Genomic DNA, 2,475 nt, shown 5'->3' on the forward strand with positions numbered 1-2,475 from the left:
GAGGTATACACACTTTCCAGGCGTGCTCCTTCAACCACTCGGACACCTCTCCATTTTTGCGACTCCCCCGTACCCTTCAGTTGGCAACTGACCGGTGAAACGGGACGCAAATATAGGGTTTATCAGGGATTCGTCAACTCACCCCTTAAGGAAGTTTCCAATAATTCATGCAGCCGGCGGCGCGAGAGCTGCTGCCCCAGTAAAAACATCAGCTTGGCTAGCGTAGCCTCAAAGGTCATATCATGCCCCGACACTACCCCCATCTCCTTCAATGCCCGGCTGGTCTCATACATCCCCAATTCTACCGATCCCCCATCGCACTGGGTAATATCAATTACCGTTAAACCCCGGCCAATCGCCCGCTTTACCGCCGCCAGGAACCAGGGCGCAGTTGTAGCATTTCCACTGCCAAAAGTTTCCAGAATCACCGCTCTGGCACCAGGGGTCTGTAATACCGCCTCCACCGTTGCCTCCGTTATACCCGGAAAAATCTTCAGCACCGCCACCGAAGGATCCAGCCGCCGATGTACTTTCAAAGCCGCATCCGGGTGCTTCAGCAAAAACTCCTTCTTATACTTGATATTAATACCCGCTTCTGCCAAAGCCGGGTAATTCATCGAATAAAAAGCCTCGAATTTTTCGGCATTGTATTTTTTTGACCGGTTACCGCGAAACAGGCTGTAATCAAAATAGATACAAACCTCCGGCACCAACGCTTTGCTCCCTTTTCGGGCCGCTGCAATTTCCAGGGCCGTTATGATGTTTTCCTTGGCATCCGTCCGGATTTCTCCAATCGGCAACTGAGAACCCGTCAACACCACCGGCTTCGATAAATTCTCCAGCAAAAAACTCAGGGCCGATGCCGTAAATGCCATAGTATCCGACCCGTGTAAAATCACAAATCCATCAAACTCATTGTATTTTCTACCGATGATGCCCGCCAACTCTACCCACACCTCTGGCTGCATATTGGAGGAATCCATCGGCGGATTAAACGCATGTACATCTACCTCAAAGCCCAGTTTTACTATTTCCGGAATATTATCGCGGATCTCTTTAAATCCTATCGGCTTTAAGGCGCCGGTAACCGGGTCCATGACCATACCAACGGTACCCCCAGTATATATTATAAGGATCCGCGGCGTGCTGCTGTTTTTTCTCATAAGTTTTGTTGCTGCTAGTTTATGGCTGCCATTGAAATAGCCGGTTGGCATTGGCCGTTGTTATTGCACCGATTTCTGCCGCTGAAACCCCGTAGATATCCGACAACTTTTCGGCTATTGGTACCAGGTATGCAGGCTGATTGCGCTTGCCCCGGTAAGGAACCGGCGATAGATAAGGCGCATCCGTCTCCAACACCAGCTGTTCTAACGGGATCTGTGCCAATACCTCCGGCAACCCGCCATTTTTATAGGTTACCACACCACCAATACCCAGGTAAAATCCCAGTTTCACCACTTCCTTTGCCAATTCATAAGAGCCACTGAAACAATGAAATACCCCGGTTAAATTGCCATCCTGCAGGGCTTTCACCTCTTTTATACATTCCAGGGTTGCATTTCTTGAATGGATCGATACCGGAACTTTATAATGCCTGGCCAGCTCCAGCTGCCGCCTGAATGCTTCGTACTGCTGGGCATCGTAGCTCCGGTCCCAATAAAAGTCGAGCCCAATCTCCCCCACCGCCGCAAATTTCCGCTGCGCAAACCAGTCTTCCACCTTTCGTAGCTCTTCTTCGTAATTGTCCTTCACATAACAGGGATGCAGGCCCATCATTGCAATGCAGGTGCCGGGGTGCGCCGCCTCCAGACCCAGCAAAGCCAGGTGTTCAGCACTGTCGATAGCCGGCAGGTAAATGCGCTCCACCCCCGCCTGGCGGGCTGCAGACAGTACCTGTGCCGTGTCTTTTTGGAACTCTTCTACATATAAATGACAATGGGTATCGATTAAGGTCATTCGGCAAAGTTCCAGAAAATTTTATTCTATTTTAAACGTTTTGAATGCAACCCCTTCTAATCTGGAAAGATTTAGCAACCACAAATCACCTTTTATGAAAATGAACCACCCAGGAAATCAACTCGTGCTACTGGCTGTTACAGCCCTGCTCCTCACGTTTACCAGCTGTTCCAAAGACAATGGCACCACAGAAACCGACCGCGATCCAGAACTTACCCAGGCTACCGTTGAAGCCGAAGCCGAAGGAGAACTGCTGTACGACGATGTATTTACAAACGTAATGGGCGCCGATCCCAGCGTAGCTATCGGAGGTACCGGCGTATTTCAATCGGCTAACAGCGATCAGCCCGGCCCCCTGCAGGGAAGCTGCTATACCATTACGCTCACTAAAACCGGCGATGGTTTTCCCATAACCGTTACCGTTGATTTTGGCAGTACCGGCTGCCTCGGTAAAGACGGGCGCACCCGCAAAGGCGCCTTCAGCACAGTTTATACCGGCCATATGATACTGCCCGGTAG

Annotated in this window: 3 protein-coding genes; 1 reads left to right on the forward strand and 2 read right to left on the reverse strand. The window is 50.5% G+C overall.

All coding sequences use genetic code 11. The annotated features are described in order from the left end of the window. Positions 1–122: 122 nt before the first annotated feature. Positions 123–1,163, reverse strand: coding sequence for a type I asparaginase (locus A1D16_RS00535; protein WP_290706667.1), 1,041 nt, complete (start codon positions 1,161–1,163; stop codon positions 123–125). Positions 1,164–1,182: 19 nt separating this feature from the next. Next, on the reverse strand, positions 1,183–1,956 hold the full coding sequence (locus A1D16_RS00540) for a TatD family hydrolase (RefSeq protein WP_290706670.1): 774 nt from the start codon (positions 1,954–1,956) through the stop codon (positions 1,183–1,185). 94 nt (positions 1,957–2,050) lie between these two features. Here A1D16_RS00540 and A1D16_RS00545 point away from each other — a divergent pair. Then, positions 2,051–2,475: hypothetical protein (locus A1D16_RS00545; protein WP_290706672.1), on the forward strand; the 425-nt coding region annotated here is incomplete at its 3' end.

The organism is Flavihumibacter sp. CACIAM 22H1 (assembly GCF_001601815.1).
Classification (GTDB): Bacteria; Bacteroidota; Bacteroidia; order Chitinophagales; family Chitinophagaceae; genus Flavihumibacter.

Bases quoted from the DNA above. Each gene is read 5' to 3' on its own strand.
- A1D16_RS00535 (WP_290706667.1), bottom strand. From the start codon at position 1,163: ATGAGAAAAAACAGCAGCACGCCGCGGATCCTTATAATATATACTGGG.
- A1D16_RS00540 (WP_290706670.1), bottom strand. From the start codon at position 1,956: ATGACCTTAATCGATACCCATTGTCATTTATATGTAGAAGAGTTCCAA.